Origin of the sequence: Bacillus sp. DTU_2020_1000418_1_SI_GHA_SEK_038 (assembly GCF_032341175.1) — a bacterium.
Classification (GTDB): domain Bacteria; phylum Bacillota; class Bacilli; order Bacillales; family Cytobacillaceae; genus Cytobacillus.
This window is the reverse complement of record NZ_CP135435.1, coordinates 3,442,536-3,467,273: the sequence shown is the minus strand read 5'-3', so window position 1 is coordinate 3,467,273 and position 24,738 is coordinate 3,442,536. Positions and strand designations below refer to the sequence as shown.

Annotated in this window: 24 protein-coding genes; 20 read left to right on the top strand and 4 right to left on the bottom strand. The window is 38.5% G+C overall.

Translation table 11 applies throughout. The features are described from left to right. The first annotated feature begins 43 nt into the window (after positions 1 to 43). The 6 genes from dat (at position 44) to RRV45_RS17275 (ending at position 7,069) form a co-directional block, all read left to right on the top strand. On the top strand, positions 44 to 898 hold the full coding sequence (dat, locus tag RRV45_RS17300; protein WP_315665927.1) for a D-amino-acid transaminase: 855 nt from the start codon (positions 44 to 46) through the stop codon (positions 896 to 898). A 58-nt stretch (positions 899 to 956) separates the two neighbouring features. Next, on the top strand, positions 957 to 1,529 hold the full coding sequence (gene thpR, locus RRV45_RS17295; RefSeq protein WP_315665926.1) for an RNA 2',3'-cyclic phosphodiesterase: 573 nt from the start codon (positions 957 to 959) through the stop codon (positions 1,527 to 1,529). A gap of 87 nt (positions 1,530 to 1,616) precedes the next feature. Continuing rightward, positions 1,617 to 2,618, top strand: coding sequence for a nuclease-related domain-containing protein (locus tag RRV45_RS17290; protein ID WP_315665925.1), 1,002 nt, complete (start codon positions 1,617 to 1,619; stop codon positions 2,616 to 2,618). A gap of 11 nt (positions 2,619 to 2,629) precedes the next feature. Continuing rightward, a complete protein-coding gene (locus tag RRV45_RS17285; RefSeq protein ID WP_315665924.1) occupies positions 2,630 to 3,604 on the top strand; it encodes a diacylglycerol/lipid kinase family protein in 975 nt (324 codons plus the stop codon). Then, entirely contained in the window at positions 3,594 to 5,759 is a 2,166-nt protein-coding gene (pulA, locus tag RRV45_RS17280; protein WP_315665923.1) for a type I pullulanase, read from the top strand. The genes RRV45_RS17285 and pulA overlap by 11 nt, the downstream gene beginning before the upstream one ends. A gap of 521 nt (positions 5,760 to 6,280) precedes the next feature. After that, positions 6,281 to 7,069 carry a phosphotransferase family protein gene (locus tag RRV45_RS17275; protein WP_315669071.1) on the top strand — a complete coding sequence of 263 codons (789 nt, stop codon included), beginning with the start codon at positions 6,281 to 6,283 and terminating at the stop codon, positions 7,067 to 7,069. A gap of 167 nt (positions 7,070 to 7,236) precedes the next feature. Here RRV45_RS17275 and RRV45_RS17270 read toward each other — a convergent pair whose 3' ends face one another. Next, complete coding sequence (locus RRV45_RS17270; RefSeq protein WP_315665922.1) at positions 7,237 to 7,515, bottom strand: YtzH-like family protein; 279 nt, start codon at positions 7,513 to 7,515, stop codon at positions 7,237 to 7,239. Between the two features lie 188 nt (positions 7,516 to 7,703). Here RRV45_RS17270 and trmB point away from each other — a divergent pair, with 188 nt between their 5' ends. After that, positions 7,704 to 8,342: a tRNA (guanosine(46)-N7)-methyltransferase TrmB gene (gene trmB, locus RRV45_RS17265; RefSeq protein WP_315665921.1), complete on the top strand. Its 639-nt coding sequence runs from the start codon at positions 7,704 to 7,706 to the stop codon at positions 8,340 to 8,342. 105 nt (positions 8,343 to 8,447) lie between these two features. Beyond that, positions 8,448 to 9,293 (top strand): YtnP family quorum-quenching lactonase, encoded by an 846-nt coding sequence (locus RRV45_RS17260; RefSeq protein WP_315665920.1) that lies wholly within the window; start codon positions 8,448 to 8,450, stop codon positions 9,291 to 9,293. Between the two features lie 62 nt (positions 9,294 to 9,355). Here the strand turns inward: RRV45_RS17260 and RRV45_RS17255 are convergent, their stop codons facing one another. After that, positions 9,356 to 9,670, bottom strand: coding sequence for a PepSY domain-containing protein (locus RRV45_RS17255; RefSeq protein ID WP_315665919.1), 315 nt, complete (start codon positions 9,668 to 9,670; stop codon positions 9,356 to 9,358). A gap of 165 nt (positions 9,671 to 9,835) precedes the next feature. Here RRV45_RS17255 and RRV45_RS17250 point away from each other — a divergent pair, with 165 nt between their 5' ends. Then, positions 9,836 to 10,909: a M42 family metallopeptidase gene (locus RRV45_RS17250; protein ID WP_315665918.1), complete on the top strand. Its 1,074-nt coding sequence runs from the start codon at positions 9,836 to 9,838 to the stop codon at positions 10,907 to 10,909. A 60-nt stretch (positions 10,910 to 10,969) separates the two neighbouring features. Then, entirely contained in the window at positions 10,970 to 11,473 is a 504-nt protein-coding gene (locus RRV45_RS17245) for a DUF84 family protein (RefSeq protein ID WP_315665917.1), read from the top strand. A 38-nt stretch (positions 11,474 to 11,511) separates the two neighbouring features. Here the strand turns inward: RRV45_RS17245 and RRV45_RS17240 are convergent, their stop codons facing one another. Beyond that, entirely contained in the window at positions 11,512 to 11,958 is a 447-nt protein-coding gene (locus RRV45_RS17240) for a YtoQ family protein (protein ID WP_315665916.1), read from the bottom strand. A gap of 273 nt (positions 11,959 to 12,231) precedes the next feature. On the opposite strand from RRV45_RS17240, the gene RRV45_RS17235 reads away from it, so the two are divergent. Then, the gene (locus RRV45_RS17235) at positions 12,232 to 12,741 is read left to right on the top strand and encodes a hypothetical protein (protein ID WP_315665915.1); all 510 of its coding nucleotides are present in this window, start codon (positions 12,232 to 12,234) and stop codon (positions 12,739 to 12,741) included. A 92-nt stretch (positions 12,742 to 12,833) separates the two neighbouring features. Here the strand turns inward: RRV45_RS17235 and RRV45_RS17230 are convergent, their stop codons facing one another. Further along, positions 12,834 to 14,405: a methyl-accepting chemotaxis protein gene (locus RRV45_RS17230; RefSeq protein WP_410489390.1), complete on the bottom strand. Its 1,572-nt coding sequence runs from the start codon at positions 14,403 to 14,405 to the stop codon at positions 12,834 to 12,836. Between the two features lie 689 nt (positions 14,406 to 15,094). On the opposite strand from RRV45_RS17230, the gene RRV45_RS17225 reads away from it, so the two are divergent. From RRV45_RS17225 to ytxJ, 9 genes are all read left to right on the top strand, one after another. After that, on the top strand, positions 15,095 to 16,126 hold the full coding sequence (locus RRV45_RS17225) for a PTS transporter subunit IIC (RefSeq protein ID WP_315665913.1): 1,032 nt from the start codon (positions 15,095 to 15,097) through the stop codon (positions 16,124 to 16,126). After that, positions 16,113 to 16,430 (top strand): thioredoxin family protein, encoded by a 318-nt coding sequence (locus RRV45_RS17220; protein WP_315665912.1) that lies wholly within the window; start codon positions 16,113 to 16,115, stop codon positions 16,428 to 16,430. Before RRV45_RS17225 ends, RRV45_RS17220 begins: the two co-directional genes overlap by 14 nt. Before the next feature lie 92 nt (positions 16,431 to 16,522). Continuing rightward, entirely contained in the window at positions 16,523 to 17,329 is an 807-nt protein-coding gene (locus tag RRV45_RS17215) for a DUF1444 domain-containing protein (protein WP_315665911.1), read from the top strand. 222 nt (positions 17,330 to 17,551) lie between these two features. Continuing rightward, a complete protein-coding gene (locus RRV45_RS17210) occupies positions 17,552 to 20,215 on the top strand; it encodes a DNA translocase FtsK (RefSeq protein ID WP_410489389.1) in 2,664 nt (887 codons plus the stop codon). 91 nt (positions 20,216 to 20,306) lie between these two features. Beyond that, positions 20,307 to 21,404 (top strand): nicotinate phosphoribosyltransferase, encoded by a 1,098-nt coding sequence (locus tag RRV45_RS17205; protein ID WP_315665909.1) that lies wholly within the window; start codon positions 20,307 to 20,309, stop codon positions 21,402 to 21,404. Positions 21,405 to 21,686: 282 nt separating this feature from the next. Beyond that, a complete protein-coding gene (gene murC, locus RRV45_RS17200; protein WP_315665908.1) occupies positions 21,687 to 22,988 on the top strand; it encodes a UDP-N-acetylmuramate--L-alanine ligase in 1,302 nt (433 codons plus the stop codon). A gap of 280 nt (positions 22,989 to 23,268) precedes the next feature. Further along, positions 23,269 to 23,748, top strand: coding sequence for a DUF948 domain-containing protein (locus RRV45_RS17195; protein WP_315665907.1), 480 nt, complete (start codon positions 23,269 to 23,271; stop codon positions 23,746 to 23,748). Positions 23,749 to 23,764: 16 nt separating this feature from the next. Next, positions 23,765 to 24,235 carry a YtxH domain-containing protein gene (locus RRV45_RS17190; RefSeq protein WP_315665906.1) on the top strand — a complete coding sequence of 157 codons (471 nt, stop codon included), beginning with the start codon at positions 23,765 to 23,767 and terminating at the stop codon, positions 24,233 to 24,235. Positions 24,236 to 24,303: 68 nt separating this feature from the next. Then, entirely contained in the window at positions 24,304 to 24,633 is a 330-nt protein-coding gene (ytxJ, locus tag RRV45_RS17185) for a bacillithiol system redox-active protein YtxJ (RefSeq protein ID WP_315665905.1), read from the top strand. The last annotated feature ends 105 nt before the right edge of the window (positions 24,634 to 24,738 follow it).

Here is a 24,738-nt window from a genome sequence, read left to right as displayed (position 1 = left end):
CTCCGAAGTTACTAGATATTAGGATGAGGAAGAGGCGACATGTATGGAGTATGTCATCATAAATGGGGAATTTGTTAACCGTACTGAGGCTAAGATTGATATCGAGGATCGCGGTTATCAATTTGGCGATGGAGTTTACGAAGTCATTCGGGTTTACAACGGGAAGATGTTTACAGCAAAAGAGCATTTAGAACGTCTGATTGAAAGCGGAAAAAAGATTAATATGAAGATATCTTATTCCGTAGAGGAATTAAAGAGTATGCTTACCGAATTGATGCAAAGAAATCAACTGACAACGGGTACAATCTATTTGCAAGTATCTAGAGGAATCGCTCCACGTAATCATGCTTTTCCAAGTAATGATGTTCAACAAACCTTTGTAGCGAATACTAGAGCAGTCGGGAGACCTGTTGACAATATGGAAACAGGTGTGAAAACAATTCTGCTGGAGGATATACGCTGGCTTCTTTGCGATATTAAAAGTCTTAATCTTCTCGGAAATTTAATGGCAAAGCAAAAGGCTGCAGAAGCAGGCTGTTTTGAGGCTATCCAGCACCGCGGGGATACTGTGACAGAAGGAAGCTCATCGAATGTTTCCATAATTAAGGACGGAAAAGTGATTACACATCCAGCCAACAACCTCATTCTTAATGGGATTACGAGACAAAAGGTTTTAGAAGTTTGCCGCAATAATGATATTCCTGTTGAAGAGAGAGCCTTCTCATTAGAAGAACTAAAACAGGCTGATGAAGCTTTTATTTCAGGTACGACTGTTGAGGTCACTCCCATTATTGAAATTGCTGGAGAGAAAGTAGGCAATGGTGCACCTGGTGCTGTAACAAAGCATATTCAGGAGTTATTTAATCATGCCATTGAAAAGGAATGCGGCAGTCTATAAAATAGGAAAGAACCGGTATAGCTATGCTGGTTCTTTTTTTCGATTATGGAGGGATTTGATGGAAAAGAAAACACACTTTTTCTACGCTCTAAGCTTGCCGAGCGAAACAAAGCTAAAGATAAAGGAAGAATGTTCGATAATAAAGAAGAATCTTCCATTTCAGCGCTGGGTACACCATGAGGATCTACATATTACATTAGCATTTCTCGGGTCAGCTGAAAAAGAAATGCTTCTAGCTTCACAGGCTCTCGTTAAAAAAGGATTAAAAGACCAAAGGGCTTTTAATCTTCAAATTCATGAACTTGGTATGTTTGGGAGAGGGGATTCACCAAGAATTTTTTGGGCAGATACAAAAAAGGAAGAGAAGCTTTATACCATTCGGGATATCGTTTTTTCAGCATGTACTGAAGCAGGGTTTAAATTAGAGACAAGGTCATTTAAGCCCCATATCACTCTAGCTAGAAAATGGAGAGGCGATTCACCATTTCACATAAGCATGTTAAATGAAAATAATCCATTTAAAGATTCACCTCTATCCTTCACAGCTAATGAAGTTGTTCTTTATCAAACTCATTTAGACAAATCACCAAAATATGAAAGAATCTCTATCTTTCCATTGGCGGATGAATGAATTAGGCATACAATTAGAAAAAAGGAACTTTTAAGATTATTAAATTGAAAATGGGGAAATAAAGTACTAACAAGGCAGGCAGGTAAAATGGGACAGTTAATAAAATTGCAGGATTACGTTTCGCGGTATGAACAGAATATTTATTTATATCCTTCACGTTTTGTTAGACTTAAAAAACAGCAATGGGATAAATTGAAGATTGGCTGGGAAAATGGAGATTCTTCCATTTTTCAAGAAGGGTTTCAAACCCATCAAGTGAGTACCGATTGGCTTGAGGACGAAAAGCAGCCGTTGATGGATAAGTTAAAGGGTTTATTAAAATTTGGAAAAAGCGAAACAATTGACGAAACATTATTCGATTCAGAACTAGAGGAAACAGAGGAGGAATCGGAGGAAGAGTCTCTCGACTTCAATACAAGCTTTACCTACAGACCCGATACATTAGAGGATTTAAAATATCAATTTCTCGATCAAATCTTTCGTTTTCAGATGAAATGGGCAAGTTCTACCTTAACGGAAAAATCCTTTTTCGATAAAAGGTATTATTACGATGAAAGACTTAAATATTTTCTCCAGCGCTTTCCGGATACATTTCTAGTTCTGTATCACCCGCTTTTTTTAATAAAAAAGGCTCCTGTTGAATTAGAAACAATCATCATCAATCCCACTGGCGTATGGTGTATCAGCTTTGTAGAGGAAGAGGATTTATCTGTTTTCATAGGATCAAAAGAAAGATTTTGGCTTAAGCGTGTGAAAGGCAAGGAAAAGAAGATCTTAAACCCAATTTTAGCATTAAATCGTACAGGAAAAATTGTTCAGCAAATTTTTACCATGAATGAAATTGACTTTCCTATTTATAAAGCAGTAATATGCAGAAACGGCTATATTGATTATCCAGCATCTCCGTTTGATGTGCAGTTAATTGAGAAAAGAAATTATGATGAATGGTTTAATAGCATGAGAAACCTTCGCTCACCGTTAAAGCATAACCAGCTTAAAGGAGCACAGGCATTGCTACAGTATTGCCAAACGACTTCCATAAGAAGGTTAGAATGGGAGCTAAATGACGAAAGTAAAAATGTCGATTAAAGGCTGATGTTATGAAAAATATCTATTTTATTATTAATCCACAAGCGAAAAATGGGGACTGTCAAAAAGTATGGAGAAAGCTGGAACTGATTCTTCTTGAACAAAAAACCCCATACATGGCTTTTTTTACAGAATACCGTGGTCATGCAAAGGATATTGTCCGATCCATTGCCGTTAAATCTGAAAGAAGTCAAGTTATGATTATTGCTGTCGGCGGCGATGGCACAATGCATGAGGTAATTAACGGTGCTGCTCCATTCCACCATGTGCATGTGTCTTTTATTCCAGGCGGGTCAGGCAACGACTTCTCGAGAGGATTTAACATTTCCAAAAACCCGTCTAAGGCGCTTATTACCTTACTGCAACAATTAGAACAAGAAAGTACAGACTTTGTTGATATCGGAAAAATAACAATAGAAGACAAAAAAGAACTATTTTTTATTAATAATATGGGTGCTGGCTTTGATGCTCTTATTTCCAAAGAGGTTAACCATTCCAGGATAAAGGGAATATTAAACCGTCTCTCTCTCGGAAAATTTGTCTATGTATATTTTTTGTTTAAAAACTTGTTTACTTATAAAAGAACACAAATTGATATTAATATTGATGGCAACGACTACTCCTTTCCTTCAGCCTGGTTTGTGACGGTATCCAACCAGCCTTATTATGGAGGCGGAATGAAAATTTCCCCTGATGCCTCACCGTATGATGGGACATTCAATATAACCGTTGTTAATAACCTATCAAGAATAAAACTATTACTCATTTTCATTACAGTGTTTTGGGGAGGGCATACGGGATTTAAAGAGGTTTCTTTATTAACCGGCAAAAATATTAAAATTAATTCTGACACCCCTCTGCATGTCCATGCAGACGGAGAGGATATCGGCTCTACCCCTGTCATAACCACAGCTTGTCAAAAGAAACTGCCCGTTGTCTTGAATAGCAGAATGAGCGAAAAGGAGGTAAGCACTATTGACTACTAATAAGCGTGATTTTTCCGCCTATTTAGACGAAATGCAAATAGTAACAGTCTTGCTTCCTTTTGATTATCATGGAGGGGTTTCCGCTTCCTTTTTGATTATGGATGACAATTACGAGCCATTTTCCAAAGTTGTCATCCTCAGTCGCATACCTTTGAAAAATGAAATGAAATATATTTGTCAGTTAGAAGCTAAGCCCATTATCGGCAAGCAATATTGGATAATGGATGCATTCGGAGGAAAAACAGATTTACAGATAGGAGCAGTTATTCGAACGGATGCCTTTGATGAAGACTTTTTCTATGAAGGTGCACTAGGCTTTTCCTATATGAAAGAGAAAACTAGCTTTAAAGTTTGGGCACCGACTGCGACTATGGTTAAGGTAAAGCTGATGCCTATGGGAGGCAAGGAGCCAGAAATACTAGAAATGAATAGAGGCTATAGAGGAGTCTGGCAGCTGTCAGTCTGCCGTGACCTAGAATATTACCATTACTGCTACCTCCTTTGTGTGAATTTAGAATGGAGAGAAGCCGCTGATCCATATGCCACGGCTGTCAGCATCAATGGTGAGTATAGCACCATCATAGATATAAATAAAACCAAAACCGCTAAACCCCCACTTCCGCCTCTTGAACAGCCTACAGATGCGATCATTTACGAAACCCACATTAGAGATTTCACCATTCATCCAAACAGCGGAGTGTTTAACAAAGGAACATACTTAGGAGCGGGGGAATTAAATACAAAAGGTAAAGACGGATTTTCCACTTGTTTATCCTATGTGAAGGAACTCGGCATAACCCATATTGAATTCCTTCCGGTACATGATTTTGAAGGTGTGAATGAAAGTGGACTAAAAATAGAATACAATTGGGGTTACAATCCACTGCATTTTAATGCACCAGAAGGAAGTTATTCTACCGACCCTTGGGACCCCTATGCAAGGATTAAAGAATTGAAATCGATGATTCACTCTGTTCACTCCCAAGGTCTCAGAGTCATCATGGATGTTGTGTATAATCACGTTTATATACGAGAAACATCCGCTTTTGAAAAAATAGTCCCAGGCTACTATTTTCGTCATGACCAATTTGGGATGCCATCCAATGGAACTGGTGTCGGGAATGATTTTGCTTCTGAGCGTTTGATGGCGCGAAAATTTATTCTCGATTCAGTGATGTACTGGCTAAATGAGTATCAGATAGATGGTTTTCGCTTTGATTTAATGGGCATTTTGGATATTGAGACAATGAATAAGGTAAGAAAGGCAGTAGATTCAGTAGAACCTTCAGCAATAATTATTGGAGAAGGATGGGATTTAAACACACCTTTACCTGCACATACGAAAGCGAACATTGGCAATCAGGCATATCTTCCGGGGATCGGACAATTTAATGATTGGTTTAGGGATACAATAAAAGGCAGCACCTTTAATTTATATGATAAGGGCTATGCTCTAGGTAATAGTCATTACTATGAGGCAGCTAAAAAGGTTTTGGCAGGCAGTGTAGGGTTAGAAAAGAGGGAAGAGGGATTATTCCAATCACCTTGTCAATCTGTTAACTATGTGGAGTCCCATGATAACCATACATTGTGGGATAAACTAATAGTATGTTCTTCTGAAAAAAAGAATGCTATGATCCAGCGTCAGCATCGACTGGCAACGGTCATGGTGCTTCTTGCCCAAGGCATTCCTTTTTTGCATAGCGGCCAAGAATTTTTTAGGACAAAAAAAGGGATTGGAAATAGCTATCGTTCTCCGGATGAGATTAATTATTTGGATTGGGATCGAAAGGCATTATTTTCAGATAATGTCGATTATCTTAGGGGTATAATTAAGATACGCAGATCACATAAAGCTTTTAGGTTTTCAAATGCGGAATTAATTCGAAAGCATTTACGTTTTTTGCCCTTTGACAATAAGGTAATCGGAATTATTTTAGAAGATGTCGGGGAGTTTGGACAGTGGGATCGTATTATCATGATATTCAATCCTTTTGAGTGCGAGCAAACAGTCCAGCTTCCAAAAGGTGTTTGGCATGTGCTGGCAGATGAAAATCAGGCAGGAACGGAAACAATTAGGAGAATAAAAAATTCTTTTGTTACCTTTTTCCCAGTTAGTTCCTATGTTCTCGTCAATTGGCCTTTGTCGAACTAATAAATAGACTTGACGAAAAAAGGCGGGAAGAGATAAAATTTAAAAAGATAGCTATTGGGCGAATTATAGATCAATAGCTTTTTTCTTTATTTTAGCAGCTTTTTTGTACAATAATGATTAGTAATATAGGTAATGGCGGGCTTGCTGTTAGTCCGCCTTCTATTTCTTTTTAGCATATTTAACATTTTTTCTTTGAAAGCAGTTGGTAGCCTTTATGTACATCATGATGAGGCTTGTACGCTTTTTGTCTAGCTTCAGTGGTTTAAGAGCCGCTTACGCTTTTCTATTGTCTAGCTTCGGCGGCTAGCCCCTCGAGGTCATAAGCCAGTCTAGCAAGAAGGTTAAAGAACAACCTTCTCACTAGCCTGTCTTATGCTTGTCGGACTTGCACAGGATGTGCTGACATCGATGTTCGCCACAGGACGTGGCGGTTTTTAATCGATGTTCCTTTGGCAAGCCGCCTACGCTTTTCTATAACAGCTATTTGCATAAATGGCTTACTAAATTGCAGGTGAACAATGTTGGAAGAATTATTTGGACAAGAATGGGAGATCGTCCCTGCTGGGGGTGCAACGGGGAAGGCTTTTTTTGCCAAGCATGAGGAGCAAAGATTGTTCCTGAAAAGGAATTCATCTCCCTTTCTCGCAGTATTATCAGCCGAGGGAATCGTTCCTAAGCTTGTTTGGACGAAAAGGCTTGAAACCGGCGATGTTATTACCGCTCAGCAATGGTTAAATGGAAGAGAGCTCAAACAGGCAGAGATGAATAATGAACGAGTAGCAAAGCTGCTCAAAAAAATCCATAGTTCAAAACCTTTGCTTGGGATGTTAAAAAGATTGGGCAAATCACCGCTTTATCCAAATATGCTATTGCGCATGATTGAAGAGCAAATAGATGGGGAGCTTAGACAGAATCAAACAGTTAAAGACTCCTTGGAGTTTCTCAGGAAAGAATTATTGAATATACAATGTGATGAGAAAACGGTTTGCCATTGCGATGTCAATCATAACAACTGGCTGCTTGCAGAAAGCAACCAGCTGTATTTAATTGATTGGGATGGGGCAATGATTGCGGATCCAGCGATCGATCTAGGCATGCTGCTTTACTGGTATATCCCTAAGAAAGAATGGTCAGACTGGGTCAGCCGATATGGTCGAACTCTGACGGATGAATTACTTTTAAGAATGAAATGGTATGCCATTGCGCAAACTCTCACATTCATTCAATGGCATAAAAACAAACTCCGGTTACAGGAGATGGAGAAATGGCTCCAATTTCTAAACGGAATTCTGTCTAGCTCCAGCGCCTAGAGGCTCGCCGACTAAGACGCCACGTCCTGTGGCAAAGTCGGCACTAGTACATCCTGTACGTCGGAGGTCATAAGTCAGTCTGACAAGAAGGTTAAAGTACAACCTTCTCGCCAGCCCGCCTTATGCTTGTCGCCTCTGATCAAGGCACTTCCGCATTTCGGTAAAGACTACGAGAATTGATTAATCTCATTCACCCATTGTGAGAGCTCAGATTGATGGGCTTCAATATGATTGTCTAATTGAGCCGACTGACTTCCGTGCTGACTGTAATAATAAATTTCTTCCAATATCGATTGTGTATGTTGATCAAGACCTGGCTGCACCATGATTGATTTAACAAGCCTTTTTAATTGTTCACATTCAGAAACGGTTCCACAGCAATCCATTTGATGATTGTTTAATATATCTTTCAATAAAGTTAATTTATCTTGATGGCTGATCGGCATCGTGAACCCTCCCTGTAAAGATTAGCAGCGGATAAAAATCAAAGGAATTCACTGTTAGGTTGTGAATTCCCTTTTTTATTTATGCATGGTCTAATATTCTAGTTGCCGAGCATCCGCATGTAATTGTTGCAAAGCTCAATAAATGCATGTTATGGTTTGAACGATATTATTTAATAGGAGTGTCTATTATGAGACAAAGAAATAAACCGTGGGCAAAGGAAAAACTTGAACAATACCCTCAATATGTCATGGCTGCCCCTGAACAAAATAAAGGTAAATGGCAGGATGTATTCGATAATATTCAGCCTCTTCATATAGAAATCGGTACAGGAAAAGGTCGCTTTATTACAGGAATGGCTAAGGCGAACCCGAATATTAATTATATTGGGATTGAATTGCAGGATAGTGTCATTGTGACGGCGCTTGATAAAATTATTGAAGAAGAGTTGCCTAATGTAAAGCTGATGAATGTTAATGCAGCCGACCTTCGGGAGTTTTTTGAGGCGGGAGAAGTGGATAGAGTGTATTTGAATTTCTCAGATCCTTGGCCGAAAACTCGCCATGCGAAAAGAAGATTAACCTATAAAACGTTCTTAAAAAATTACGAGGAAATTCTTGTGAAAAATGGCGAAATTCATTTTAAAACTGATAATCAAGGATTGTTTGAATTCTCGTTAATGAGTTTTTCTGAATATGGACTGCTTCTTAAGAATATAAGCTTAGATCTTCATAATAGTGGGGTTGAAGGCAATATTATGACAGAATATGAAGAGAAATTTTCAAAAAAAGGAAATCGCATCTATCGATGTGAAGTCCAGTATCGTTAAAAAAGCTTATCACTTGGTAAGCTTTTTTCTTTGAGATCAAGATTCGAAATATTTCTACTAATAAAACACAAATGGTAAAATAAATGCAATACAGGAGGGGAATTCATGGAAACATTGCAATTGCAAAATACAAAGCTGACATGGCTGCGTGGCGGAGTAAATTTCCTAGACGGAGGAGCGATGTTTGGAGTCGTTCCAAAGCCGCTGTGGTCTAAAAAATATCCTTGTAATGAAAAAAATCAAATTGAACTCCGTACAGATCCTATTTTGATCCAGGCAGAAGGAAAAAATATTTTAGTGGATTCTGGATTAGGAAATGGGAAATTAACGGAAAAACAAAGACGTAATTTTGGCGCACTTGAGGAATCACAAGTAGTGAAGGAATTAGCAGAACTAAATATTAAACCTTTAGAAATAGATTATGTCCTAATGACCCATCTGCATTTTGATCATGCATGTGGCCTTACTAGTCCGAACAACGAAACGTACAACTCGGTTTTTCCAAATGCCAAAATCATTGTTTCGAAAACAGAATGGGATGAAATGAGAAACCCAAATATTCGTTCTCGTAATACATATTGGAAGGAAAATTGGGAGCCTATTCAAGATCAGGTCACTACTTTTGATAAGGAATGGTCATTGGGCTCTATCCAAATGGTTCATACAGGAGGACATAGTGATGGGCACTCAATTATTATTATTGAAGATGGAGATGATTTTCTCATCCATATGGGAGACATTATGCCAACCCATGCACACCAAAACGTCTTATGGGTGTTAGCCTATGATGACTATCCAATGAATTCGATTTGGGCAAAAGATAAATGGATCCATTTTGGCTTGGAAAACAACGCCTGGTTTACTTTTTACCATGATGCTTATTATCGAGCAGTCAAATGGGATAAAGACGGCAAATTAATAAATAAACTGGATAGAATTCGTAAAAAATAAGAAAGCTGCACCTCTAATTTTTATTAAGAGAGGTGCAAATTTTTATTAATACCATACTAAATCTATGCGAGCCTATACGCGTCAAGAATCGTTCCTGTTTTGGCGTCAGCAATAAACTCATATTGTTCTGTCTCTTCGCCCGTATATCTGGATATCCCGCCCCGATATACATCATACTTAAGATGATCTTTTTGATACGGCTCCGTTTGCATATGAATCCAAGATCCGCTAACGGGCCCCTCATTCTTAAATGCAGTCTTTGCATTTGACAATGCTCTTTCAGGTGAAACGACTGTTTTTTGACTAAGCAGTTCTCTTGCGGCATACCCGCCTGCTAAGCCAACCCCAACACCTAATAAAAATGATTTCCAGTTCATAAGCATCCCCCCAATTGTAAAATAACGTAACAAATTGTATCTCTGTACTATCTTATCAAAGAAATAGCTTGGACAAAAACTGAATTAGTGGTAAGCAATCGAAAAGTTCTGTAAAATAATAGAAGCATACATAAAATATAAGGAAATAAATAAAGGAGCAATCTCATGAACGAAAAAACGCTGCAACTTTTTAAAACATTAACTGAGCTTCCAGGAGCACCTGGAAATGAACATTTAGTTCGCCAATTTATGCGGGAACAGCTTGGCCAATATGCAGATGAAGTTGTACAGGATAAGCTTGGAAGTATTTTTGGGGTGAAAAAAGGAGACGAAAATGGCCCAACAGTAATGGTTGCGGGTCATATGGATGAGGTAGGCTTTATGGTTACCTCCATTACGGATAATGGCATGCTGCGTTTTCAGACATTAGGAGGCTGGTGGAGTCAAGTTCTATTGGCTCAAAGAGTTCAGGTTATAACTGATAATGGTCCTGTGATTGGAGTCATTGGATCCATTCCACCACATCTATTAGATGAGGCTAAGCGCAGTAAGCCGATGGAAATCACAAACATGTTAATTGATATTGGTGCGGATGACCGAGAAGATGCCAAGAAAATCGGAATTAAGCCTGGTCAGCAAATCGTTCCAATCTGTCCATTTACTCCAATGGCGAATGAAAAGAAAATCCTTGCAAAAGCATGGGATAATCGCTATGGCTGTGGCTTGGCAGTAGAACTTCTTGAAGCAGTTAAGGATGAAAAGCTGCCTAATACATTATATTCAGGTGCTACGGTTCAAGAAGAAGTTGGCCTTCGCGGTGCGAGAACAGCAGCAAATATGATTAAACCAGATATTTTCTTCGCATTGGATGCAAGTCCGGCAAATGATATGTCAGGAAATAAAAATGAGTTCGGCCAGTTAGGAAAAGGAACGCTTCTGCGCATCTACGACCGTTCGATGGTTACTCATCGTGGAATGCGAGAGTTTATCCTAGACACAGCAGAGTCAAACAATATTCCTTACCAATATTTTATTTCCCAAGGCGGGACAGATGCCGGCAGTGTTCACCTTTCCAATGAAGGGGTGCCAAGTGCAGTTATTGGTATTTGCTCACGCTATATTCATACTCATGGTTCCATAGTTCATGTGGATGATTATGCAGCTGCAAAAGAATTGCTGATTAAGCTTGTTAAATCCTGTGACCGCACAACGGTTGAATCTATTCGTCAAAATTCGTAAATAAAAAAGAGACAGCCTAGTTGGTGTCTCTTTTTCATTCAACTTAAAGGAGTTAAAGTCATGAAAATAGTTATTGGTTCGAATAATCCAGTAAAGGTATCAGCAGTCCAATCCGTTTTTCAACATGATCAAGTTATTTCGGTAAATGTTCCGTCTGGTGTGAGTGATCAGCCTTTCTCAGATGAAGAAACAATTAGAGGGGCAATCAATAGAGCGTATAGTGCATTAGAAGCAGGAAACGGGGATATTGGTATTGGGCTTGAGGGTGGAGTTCAAGAAACGGAATATGGGTTATTTTTATGCAATTGGGGAGCACTTGCGGAAAAGGACAAGTCCCCGATTATTGCTGGAGGTGCGCGCATACCACTGCCTAAAGCGATTGCGGATAGATTGCTTGAAGGGGAAGAATTGGGTCCGGTTATGGAGAGCTTTACTGAAAAGGAAGATGTACGCAAAAAAGAAGGAGCTGTGGGAATATTTACAAACGGAAAAATCAGCCGAACTGAAATGTTTAGACATGTTGTAAAGCTTCTAGCTGGCCAGTATGAATATAGGAAAAAATAAGGGGCTGACCTTTGCTTTAGCAGCCCCTTCTAAACATCCTACTTTTCATCAAAAATATATGCTAGAACTTTAAGAGCTTGACTAACTGTTGCAACAGTAACATTGGCTTTGTTGGAAAGCTCCTTTAAGGGATGATGTAGCTCATCGGGGCGGATGATGATAAGGGGCTTGTTTAAAGCAACGGCAGCACTTGCATCCATGGCTGTATTCCACTGTTTATATTTCTCTCCAAAAAGGGCAATAACAAGATCAGATTTTTGCATTAGTAATTGTGTTCTTAAATTATTAATTCTTGAAGCTGCTTCATCGCGGAATATAGCATTAGGCTGTTTGCCGAGTATTTCTTCCCCTATATAATCAGATCTGTCGTGATTCTCCATCGGACCAACGAAATGAAGGGGAAGTTTATGAGACCTCGCAGCATCTTTTAGCTCTTCCCGCCAGTTTGAGTGAATTTCCCCTGCTAAGTATACTGTTAATTCCATGTAAATTCCTCCTTAAAAATGTTATTGAGTGTTCGATGATCATTTAGTTAAAAACCCCCACCATGAACCTCTATGATATATTTTACCATTAAATCCAATTAGTTTCCTTTAATTCAAAGTATTAGGGTTGCCAGATGATTGCAAGGAAATGTATGATAGAAAAGAATGATAGTTTTTCCTAAATCTAGCTTCAGCGCCTACCCCAGACGTACAGGACGTGCTTGTCGGGGGTGACCGAGGCGCTTGCACTTTCCTAGCAAGGAGGAAGAAAGTATGATAAACCATTTAAAAGCTGCCTTGCTCTTGTTTATTGTTGTTTTACTGCTAAGTGCTTGTTCTGCCTCGTTAAAAGAAGAGCAAACTGCTGCAAAGGATGCTGTTGGTGAAGCGTTTAAAAAGGATCCAAAAGCAACAAATAATGAAAATGAAGATATAAAGTTCTATCTGCCTTTCGGATTTGAAGTGGACAAAGAGACACCAAATAATATAATTTTGAAGAATGGTTCGAAGAAGTATATTCTATTTTATAATCCTCATGAAGGTCCTGATAGTAAAGTTATTTATGAAGCAGCTTTAAAGCAAAAGGAATATGACTTTAAAGAAACATTATCTACAAAAAACGGGCATCATGGTTATTTATTGATTAAAAGTACGGACAAAAAATTAAATGAATTGATTATAGGTACAGGCGGGGTTAAGATTACAACTCAATCGAAAACCAAAAATCTATCAGCTGAAGCAGGTAATATGGCTGAAATTATTCAGTCAGTCGAGATGAAATAAAAAAAGGTTAATACCCTCAGTGTTATTATCCTTCTAAGGTAAAAAAGCTAGGCACTCTTTCAAGGGGAAACCTTGCAGAATGCTTAGCTTTTTTATTTGCGTTTTCTATTTGCTTTTAATTTTAGGTTGTTTATGATTTTTTTAAAATAATTTGGACGGCTTTTCGCCACAGTCTCGAATAACTTCTCATCAGCTGGATCAAGCTTGAACTTGTTCACCTCTAGTTTAAGATCACCAGCAATGATACTAAGTTCAGTTGCCGCCAAGTTCACCTTCAAAATGGCCTCGAGCTGAGTTTCACTTGATGCTGCCACTTCCTCAGAAGCTGCTGTAGAGGCTCGGGAAACGGTAAAGACCTCTTGGATCCTTTCGTTCAATACATGGTTTGTAGCTTGTACATCTTTTACAGAGGAACCGATTGTATTGATTTTATTATGGATCCCATTCACATGCCCAACGATTGTTTCAAAAGCCAGTTTTGTTTTTTGGACAGATTCACCTTGAAGAAGCTTATATTCATTAAAATGCTCAGTTTCATTCAGTAGCTTCTCCATAATTTGATTCATTGAGGAAACAAGTGAGTGAATTTCCTGTGCCTCTTGTTTTGAACGTTCTGCTAGTTTTCTTACCTCAGAAGCAACAACCGCAAATCCCTTTCCAGCTTCACCTGCTCTAGCGGCTTCAATTGCCGCATTTAAGGCTAATAGATTCGTATTATCTGCTATGGCCTGTATCGTATCAACAATCGAGCTAATATGACTGGACTGCTGGGCAGCCTCACTAACCTTTTCATTTACGTGATTGGCGAGGTTTAGGAATTGATCGGAAATGTTCTGTAGATGTTGGACGGTATGAATTCCATTATGCCCTTCCTCTTCAGTTAGAGCGGCCTCTTCTAAGATTTCATGGCTTAAATTTTCAGTATGATAAATCGCTTCAGAAACTTTTTTTATCTCTTTTCTGCTCTCTTCAAGGTGAGAGGATTGACTCTCTACTCCAATGGCAATCTGTTTAATTGCCGCATCAACCTCATTTGCCTGTGCTGTTGTTTCCTCTGAAATCGCGGCCAGATTTTCGGAAGATGCTTGAAGCTGGGTTGACGATTCTAGAATTCGGATAAAGGAGTGCTGGACCCTTTCAGCCATTCTATTAAATGTATGAGCAAGCTCACCCATTTCATCCTTTGCAATTGTTGAAACTCGATAACCCAAATTTCCATCACCAATTCTTTCAGCACCTGCTTTTAAAAGAGTGATAGACTTAGTAATTCCCTTTGATAGCAAAAATCCTCCAATAACCAATGCGATAACTAGAGATAAACTTATTGCATAGATTAAATATGTATAATATGCATTTTGTTGTTTCAATTCGCTATGCAGGCTTTGCTGATTAGCAATAACGCCTCTTTGGACCTCACCAGCTGATTGTTCGATTGACCTAGCTTCTTCATCAAACAGGATGATAAATTCCTCTGTTTGCTGAAAAGAGGTATGGATAGCATTTAAAGCATTCTTGTATTCCGTCAGCCATCTTTCTAGGTAAGCTTTAGAGCTGCTACTAAGATTTTCGCTTGCTTCATATTCGCTCTTAAACACTTCGCCAGAATGAATAAATTGTTGATACGATTCTTCATTTCTCGTAGCTAGATACTGTTTCTCATACATCCTCATCAGTAAAAACTGTTCATCAATACTAGGGTTTTTTAGCAATTTAGTCAGACTGCTTATTTGATTTGCCGTAATGGCAATTTCCCTTTTAAGGCCTTTGTCATCACTATAGCCAATTTGCTTGTACATTTCCGATAAAATAGTGAATTTCTCCAAGTAAGAATCAGTATTTTGAATGACCGTTTTAAATTGATCCTTAATCTTCTCATTTTCTTGTTTTTCACTCATTCTACTTGATTCGGATTTCACTCTTAAAATACTTTGCATAACAAGTTCTGCACCAAGCTGATCTGGTGCTCTTAAGAATTGCTGCTCATATTTTCTAGTCATCGCAAGGTTATACATAATATACTTGCTTCCATCAACTATTGAAAGTAAGGCAGCTTCTTTTTCCCTACCTTTTTCTTGAATCGTTTGAAGAATAAAATTAAAAGAAAGTAATAAAATAAGACCTCCAATAGTCATAAGCAGAACTAGTCCCAGTTTGCCGCGAATGGTTTTCAAAATGTCCACCTCACTCGTTGGTAAATGTACGAAAAATTAAAATATTACCTAATTATAGAACTATTTCCCTATTATGACAATATGTGATAGGAAAGCTAGAGGAATAGAAAAAAGGAGTTACATGTGTCTTTACATGTGTTATTTTAAAAGATGAAGAAAAAACATCTAGGGGGAAAAATGAGATGAAGGCCTTTTTAAAAAGAAAAGGAGTTAGCCTTTCCGCAAAGGTATATTTAATAGATGCCCTAAGCAGCATGGCACTTGGACTATTCGCATCATTAATAATAGGATTAATCGTAAAAACTGTTGGTGACCAATTAGGAATAGAGTATTTAACTGAAATGGGCAAACTAGCGATGAGTTTACACGGCCCCGCTATTGGGGTAGCTGTCGCATTTGGTCTGAAGGCCCCGCCGCTGGTCCTATTTTCAGCTATTGTGAGCGGAGCTGCAGGTGCAACATTAGGTGGCCCTGCCGGCAGTTTTGCGGCAGCCTTAATTTCAACGGAAATTGGGAAGCTTGTCAGCAAGGAAACAAAGATTGATATCATCGTTACTCCACTTGTTACAATTGTTACTGGCTATGCAGTTGCAACCCTAATCGGACCAGGAATCAATTATTTAATGAAGGGCTTAGGAAGTATGATTGTTTGGGGAACAGAGCAACGACCAATTATTATGGGCATTGTTGTGGCAGTTTTAATGGGCTTGGCTCTAACTGCTCCCATCTCCTCGGCGGCCATTGCAATGATGCTTGATCTTCACGGCTTGGCCGCAGGAGCCGCGACAATTGGGTGTGCGGCTCAAATGGTAGGTTTCGCTGTCAGCAGCTTTCGGGAAAATAAAACGGGCGGTTTACTTGCTATAGGCATTGGAACCTCTATGCTTCAAGTGCCGAATATTATTCGGAATCCGCTCATTCTTATTCCGCCAACACTAGCAGGAGCGGTGCTGGCCCCAATTGGAACAACCATTTGGATGATGGAAAGCAACGCTGCTGGTGCCGGGATGGGAACAAGTGGTTTAGTTGGTCAAATTATGACGTTTACAACGATGGGATTTGGGCTAGATATAATCTTGAAAGTTTTACTATTGCATATTATTGGTCCTGCTGTGTTAAGTTTGATATTATCTGAATATATGAGAAAAAAAGGCTGGATTCGATTTGGCGATATGAAAATCCACACTGGAGGAGAAGGAAATGAAAAAGCTTGAATCTATGGAACAATTTGAACAGCTAAGAGATAATGGAAAGCATATCTTCATGTTTTCTGCCGATTGGTGCCCAGATTGTCGTGTGATTGAACCAATCTTGCCTGAAGTTGAAGCGAAATATCAGGACTATACATTTATATATGTAGACCGTGATGATTTTATTGATCTTTGTGGACAACTAGATATATTTGGAATACCGAGCTTTATTGGCTATAAGGATGGAAAGGAATTAGGCCGATTTGTAAGCAAAGACCGAAAAACCCAGGAAGAAATCGAGAATTTTATTGAAAAACTAGAGCAGTAAAATTTGATGGACTGATTCGTAAGGGGTCGCCTCCAATAAAATGGGGTCCGGCCCCTTTGTTCGTAATAAGTTCCTACAAGGAGGAACCTGTAATGAAAATGGATAGTTTAAAAATGAAGAAGGAATTGGAAAAGCGATTAGCCCATGCAAATCGTACTTTTTCATTCGATAGGAAAAAAGATGAACTTCGCATCGAAAATAAGCAAACTGGGAAGGGGATCACAATCTCTTTACCAGGAATTATTGCAAAATGGGAGCTTCAGAAGGAAAACGCAATTGATGAGGTTGTATATTATGTGGAGGAAGGCTTACAAGCAATGGACGGGGGGAACCCGGTTCAGCTATCAGGGTATGAAAAAAACATCTTCCCAGTTATTCGTTCAACTTCATTTCCAATTGAATCTGAGGAAGAAATTCCATTTCTAACAGATGACCATACTGCAGAGACAAGAATTTATTATGCCCTGGATCTAGGCACTACCTACCGCTTAATCGATTTTAGACTCATTCAAAAAGAAGGCTGGGTTCCCGAACGAATAAAGGAAATTGCTTTATTTAACGTGCGCTCGCTGTCAACCGATTTAAAAAGTGACACAGTTGCTGGCAATACGTTTTATTTCTTAAATAAAAATGATGGCTATGATGCCAGCAGAATTTTAAATGATGCCTTTCTGAAAGAAAAGGCAAAGCAAATTAAAGGCACAATGGCTGTGGCAGTTCCGCATCAGGATGTGCTAATTATTGCGGATATTATGAATGACACCGGCTATGACATTCTCTCTGAGATGACAATGAGCTTCTTTGCAAGCGGCAGGGTGCCTATTACAGCTCTATCCTTTCTCTATGAAAACGGTGAGCTAGAGCCAATATTTATCCTGGGCCAAACGAAAAAGAAATAGCAGATATATTTTTCACGGAGGACCACTAAAATGTGGTCCTTTTTACTTGAATTAATTGCCCCAATAGACTCAATCTCTTATTTTTTCTCCAATTTTCGCGAAATACTGTTAAAATGGAAAGGATACAATTAGAGAAAGAGTTGGTATAAATTGAGTTGGATAAAAAAACTATTTCAAATGTTTAAGAATGAAGAAAATAAGACTGATTATGAACAAGAATATATGACTCAAGATCATAGAGACAGATCTGATATAAACAATCAAAAAGAAACTTCTAAAGATGTTAATGCTAAGGTAGTATACCAATATCCGAAAGGACAATTTCGTTTTCCTCTGATTCCCGATGAAAAACATGGTTCTAAACAAAGAGAGCCTAGATTGAGAAAGGAAGAAGGGGGCCAAGCTTCACGTACTCCCGATCATAGAGTCAAGAGAGATGAGTCTATGATCCAGGAGAAGAAAGTTCATACGGTAAAAGAAAAAAGGGAAGTACCGCAAAGAAAAGGTCCTTTTCGGCCAACAGAAACTCCATCGCCCATCTATGGATTTGAACGTCCAAAGACTATAGAACCTATTAAACGAACAAAGCAGGTAAAGGTTAAACATGAGTTAAGCAGCATAACTTATGACGATATAAAAAATAAGCTGTCATCTGTTCGGAAGCCAGTTAAAGATCACTTCAATCCGGTTAATGAACCCTTATCCGAAGATAAAGAAATTCTAGAAGAAACTAATCTGTTCAGGGAAAATCGGCATGCAGCAGAGGTACCTCATACAGATAATTCATATGAAGTGGAAGCAAATAAGGAACTAGAAATAGAGAGTAAGTTAGAATATGATCAAGAAATAAAGATTGAAGAACTTGAGCTTATTCTAAATTCTATTGAACAAGGCATTAACTTGGAAGAAATTCATGAAGATAATAAGGAACTAGAAGTTGGGAGTATGTTAGAAAATGCTCACGAAATAATGATAGACGAGAAAAAAGAGACTAATCCAATTTCCGATAAACAAGAGAAGACTTTGGATGAAATTCATGAAGATAATAAGGAACTAGAAGTAGGGAGTATGTTAGAAAATGCTCACGAAATAAAGATAGACGAGAAAAAAGAGACTAATCCAATTTCCGATGAACAAGAGAAGACTTTGGATGAAATTGATGAAGATGAAATGGAAGAGATGCAGCCAGTTGTGCAGGAAATAACAACTGAGGCAGTCCGTGAAGAAATTTCCATTACCTCACGAGAAATAGAGGCAGAAGAAAAGGATAAGTCTTCATCAACAAGAAAGCATATCCCATTTAACGTTATCATGCTCAAAAATGATAAACAAAAGCTCGCTAATCAAGTAAGGCCATTTGCTCCTCCAAAGAGAGAGGAAGTTGTTGACCATGCAGAGAAAGAAATAGTCTCTGCCACTCAAGAAGCCGCACCAGCTGCAGAAAAAGAAGAGGAGCTTGCCTATTATCAATTCCCGGCCAAAAGCTTGCTTTTGTCACCAGTCCATCAGGAGGAATCTTCAGATTGGTTTATCGAACAGAAGGAGTTGCTAAACTCAACTTTAAAAAACTTCAATGTTCATGCTCATGTTGTAAATGTTACCCAAGGTCCGTCTGTTACTAGATTTGAAGTGCAGCCAGAGCCAGGTGTAAAGGTAAACAAGATTACTAATTTATCTGATGATATTAAATTAAGCCTTGCAGCAAGGGATATCCGAATTGAAGCACCTATCCCGGGCAAGCATACCATTGGAATCGAAGTCCCTAACAAGACGAGCAGACCTGTATTTATTAGTGAAATTATTAATAGTCCCGAGTTCCATAACAGCAGTTCGCCATTAACTGCCGTTCTAGGACTAGACATAGCAGGCAATCCGATAGTAACTGATTTGCGAAAAATGCCGCATGGCCTAATTGCCGGTGCAACCGGGTCTGGAAAAAGTGTTTGTATTAATACGATTCTTGTCAGTCTTTTATATAAAGCAACACCTGATGAACTGAAGCTCATATTAATTGACCCGAAAATGGTGGAGCTGGCCCCTTATAATCGAATTCCGCATCTCGTGAGTCCAGTTATTACGGATGTCAAGGCGGCTACTGCAGCATTAAAATGGGCAGTGGATGAAATGGAACGCCGCTATGAGCTATTTGCTCATACAGGGGTAAGGGATATTAGCCGCTTTAATGAGCTCGCTGAAGAGCATAAGCGATATTCAGATAAGCTCCCATACATGGTCATTATTATCGATGAGCTTGCTGATTTAATGATGATGTCTCCTGCAGATGTTGAGGAAGCGATTTGCCGGATTGCTCAGAAGGCGAGAGCTTGCGGAATTCACTTAATTATTGCTACACAAAGACCATCTGTAGATGTCATTACCGGTTTAATAAAAGCAAATGTTCCAACGAGAATTGCTTTCTCTGTTTCCTCACAGATTGACTCTCGAACAATTATTGATATTAGCGGAGCTGAAAAGCTGCTTGGACGTGGAGATATGCTTTTCTTAGAAAATGGATCATCTAAGCCTGTTCGTCTTCAAGGCACATATGTCTCTGATCAGGAAATCGATGATGTAGTGGCCCATGTTAGAAGGGAACGTGACCCGGAATATTTATTTGAACAAGAAGAACTGCTAAAAAAGGCACAGGTTATAGAGGAAGAAGACGAGTTGTTTTATGAAGCATGTGAATTTGTAATCGATCAAGGGGCTGCGTCCACCTCTAGTCTTCAAAGGAGATTCAAAGTGGGCTATAATCGTGCTGCACGCCTCATCGATATGATGGAGAAACAGGGATTTATTTCGGAGACACGAGGAAGTAAGCCAAGAGAGGTGCTTATAACAGCCGAGGAGCTTGAATCACTTTTAGACTCTAGTACAATAAATTAATCCATGGTATTCTTTACTTGCATGTTTAAAATAATATAAATAAATAAATATACAACCTAGGGAATATGAACGGTATGTGAGGAGCTTACGGATGAAGGAAATTGAACTTAAAGTAAAAGGGGAAATAAAACGCTTAACTAACCAGACTTTTAAATTTGATGAGCGGATTAGAGATGGCTGGTTTTCTGCGGTTTACTTTTTAAAGACTAGAGAGATTGTGAATAAATATCATAAAGATATTATTGTAACGATGCAATTTTTTCAAAAAGAACATGCTGTTTTGTGTGGAACAGATGAAGTTATTGCACTTCTTAAAACATTTGCTGATAATCCAGACGAACTTGAAATATATTCATTAAAGGATGGCGACAAAATTGCGCCATTTGAAACTGTACTAACGATTACAGGGAAATATGAAAGTTTTGGTTATTTAGAAGGAGTGATTGATGGAATTCTTTCCAGACGGACGTCAGTCGCTACACACGTATATAATGTTGTCAAGGCTGCAAGTGTATCAGGAACGCAAAAGCCAGTAATCTTCATGGGTGATCGTGATGATCATTATACAACACAAGCAGGGGACGGCTATGCAGCTTATATTGGAGGATCAACTGCTCAAGCAACCCATGCCATGAATGAATGGTGGGGCAAACAAGGAATGGGCACTATGCCCCATGCTCTTATTCAGATGTTTAACGGGGATATCGTTGCTGCAACAAAGGCATATCAGGAAACATTCCCGGAAGATGAGCTAGTCTCTTTAGTTGATTATAACAATGATGCCATTACAGACTCCCTAAAGGTAGCAAGAGTCTTTGGAAAGGACTTGAAGGGTGTCCGGATTGATACTTCCCGCACGATGATTGATCAGTATTTCTTGAGAAATCAGCATGTATTAGGAACCTTTGATCCTCGAGGGGTGAATGCAGAATTAATTTTTGCCCTAAGAAAAGCATTGGATGATGAAGGCTTCAATCATGTAAAAATTGTCGTTAGCGGCGGATTTAATGAATCTAGGATTCTGGAGTTTGAAGAGCAGGGTGTTCCAGTAGACATGTATGGAGTTGGAAGCAGCTTATTAAAGATTAATATTGGATTTACAGGTGATAATGTTCTAATTAATGGAAAGCATGCTGCTAAAGCCGGAAGACGCTATCGTCCAAATCCACGACTAGAAAAGGTTGAATAGAAAAGAGTTATAAGCTCCATGACCATAGGCGGCACATGGAGCTTCAAAATGAATCAAACTTACCGTTTCAAACTGGGATTTCATTACATAGTTTTTAAAAATAAATAGTGATATAATGTTTGAATATGATTCAATATAACGTAAAAGATGACTTACAAACTTAGGTTTAGAAATAAAAAATATATTTCTTTGACCAAATCATGTCCTAAATTGGGATATGCGCAAAACTAGATGAATGTCATATACTGTTTTACAGATATACGATGGTTGGAGGTTCTTTATATGACTATTTACCATTTCGTAGGTATTAAGGGGTCCGGAATGAGTGCCTTGGCGCAAGTACTGCATGATATGAATTATAAAGTACAAGGCTCAGACTATGAAAAACGCTTTTTTACACAACTGGCCCTTGAGCAATCTGGAATAAAGATCCTTCCCTTTCAAAAGGAAAATATAAAGCCTGGAATGACCATTATTGCTGGAAATGCCTTTCCGGATACTCATGAAGAAATTGAAGAAGCAATGAATCTTGGACTGCCTGTTATACGTTACCATCGGTTTCTTGGCGATTTTATGAAGGATTTTACAAGTGTTGCCGTTACAGGCGCTCATGGAAAAACTTCTACTACAGGCTTGCTCGCACATGTTATGAAAGGCGCAAAACCAACTTCATTCCTTATTGGTGATGGAACGGGAAGTGGGGACGAGAATGCTGAGTATTTTGTTTTCGAAGCTTGTGAATACAGAAGGCATTTCTTATCGTATTTCCCTGATTATGCTATCATGACGAATATTGATTTTGATCACCCTGATTACTTTGCCAACATTGAGGATGTTTTTTCTGCGTTCCAGGAAATGGCATGGCAAGTGAATAAGGGGATTTTCGCATGTGGTGATGACGAACAACTGCAGCGAATTCAAGCAAAAGTACCTGTCCTGTTTTATGGATTTGGCGAAGAAAATGATTTTCAAGCACGGAATATTATCAAATCAACAGAAGGAACAACCTTTGATGTATTTGTAAGAAATACGTTTTTTGAAACCTTTTCTATTCCTGCCTTCGGGGACCATAACATTTTAAATTCACTGTCAGTTATTGCCTTATGCCACTATGAAGAATTAGATTCTGAAATCGTTCAAAGCTATCTTAAAACCTTTAGTGGGGTTAAAAGAAGATTTACAGAAAAAAAGATCGATACACAAATAATCATTGATGATTATGCCCATCATCCAACAGAAATTAAAGCAACTATTGATGCAGCGCGTCAAAAGTATCCTAATCGTGAAATCATTTGTGTTTTTCAGCCACATACTTTTACGAGAACACAGGCATTTCTCGAGGATTTTGCCGAAAGCTTGAATTTGGCTGACAAGGTTTATTTATGTGAAATCTTTGGTTCCGCAAGAGAGAACCACGGCAAATTATCAATAGAGGATTTGAAGGAAAAAATCCCTGGTGCTAACATTTTAACTGAAGATAATACAGTTATCTTAAAGACACATGAAAATAGCGTTCTTATTTTTATGGGTGCCGGAGATATTCAAAAGTTTCAGGAAGCTTATGAAAATCAATTATTAATGTAAAAATGCAGCCACTTAAACTAAGGAGTTCAGTTTTTGTGGTTAGCATATGAATTAGCAGACCAAATCGTAGATGTGATTTGGTCTTTTATTGTATCCCGATTCGAATTTTTTGTTTATTAATATACTTTAACATTGGGCAATTATGTTAAAATGTCCAATATACATAGATTTACTAGCAGGAAATTGATCTATTAAATGGAATTCAATATAGATTAGGGGGTTTATGTTAATAGCAACTGGGGAAAAAGATAAATAGCTAGGACAAATGGAGGTCATCAAAGTGCAGATCATTATGTATTTAAGTATAGCAGTCATCGCCATTGCTTTTCTCGTTCTCGTCATTTACCTATCAAAGACATTAAAGTCTCTTCAGGTTACACTTGATAGTGTTTCGAAAACGTTAATAGGCTTAGAGGGCCAGTTAGAAGGAGTTACAAGAGAAACCACGGCATTACTCGAAAAAACGAATGCGCTAGCAGAAGATATACAGCAAAAATCAGAAAGCCTGGGCAGTGTTGTAGATGCTGTTAAGGAAGTAGGGGATTCAGTCCGCGGCTTCAACGGGTCCATTCAAAAGATTTCACGTTCTATCGATAATGGGCTAGAGGAGAATAAAGATAGAATTTCTCAAGTAGTACAATGGAGTCAAATTCTTATGGAGCTTAAAGATAAGTGGAAAATGAGAAAACAATCCCAATTAGAAGAAGTTACAGCCGATAAGCATGTACCTCAGAAAAGATGGATTAGAGAAAGAAATTAATAGGAGGTAGAAGGGTATGAGTAGTCAAGAGAGAAGTCATGAACAGGGTCAAGCAAAATCAGAGGAAAATATTAATACGAAGGATTTCTTGATAGGCGCTCTTATTGGTGGAATGGTTGGTGCGGCTGCGGCACTTTTCCTTGCACCTAAATCTGGTAAGGAATTAAGAACTAATATTAATGAACAAGCTGGTGTTATAAAAGAAAAAACAGGACAAATACGTGAAACAGCCATGTCTAGGGGCACTCAGTTAGCAGGAGCTGCCAAGGAAAAGTCAAATGTTCTTGCCCAATCCGTATCCAAGCAGTCCATTGAATTGGTAAATAAGGTGAAAAACATAAAGCCAATAGAAAATTTGACTGCCAGCACAGAAGAAAACAAGACAGCTGTTAGCAATCATCAAGGTGTCAATAATGACGAGGTCCAGAAAAAGCTAGAAGAAACGAAAAAAGCTTTTGATGAGACTGAATATAAATATAATCATTAAAATTGTTTAAAAAACAGCGGGGTGGTATCATGACTTCGCTGTTATTTTTAAAAATGGAGGACAGTAAAGTGAAAAAGTTTAATGGAAGTGAAGATTTTGAACAGAATTTACAAGCTGCAGAGCAATTTATAGTTTTAAAGCATAGCTCCACATGTCCTATTAGCCAGGCTGCCTATGAAGAGTATGAAAGCTTTGCTAGTGAACATGAGAACCTGCCAATTTATTATCTGATCGTTCAAGAAGACCGCTCTCTGTCAAATCAAATTGCGGAGAAGTTTAATATTAAACATGAGTCACCTCAAGTACTTCTATTTAAAAACGGCGAAGTGATTTGGCATGCTTCACACTGGAAAATTACCTATGATTCGTTAACGAATGCAATTAAAGAACATAAATAAAAAGATCCGTTTTCGTGGGTGGGGGGACTCTAGTTCCATTATTTGTGAAAATAAACTTATTTTTTGGCAGTATCGGACACTCGTTCCTTTATTTGATGAAAAGTC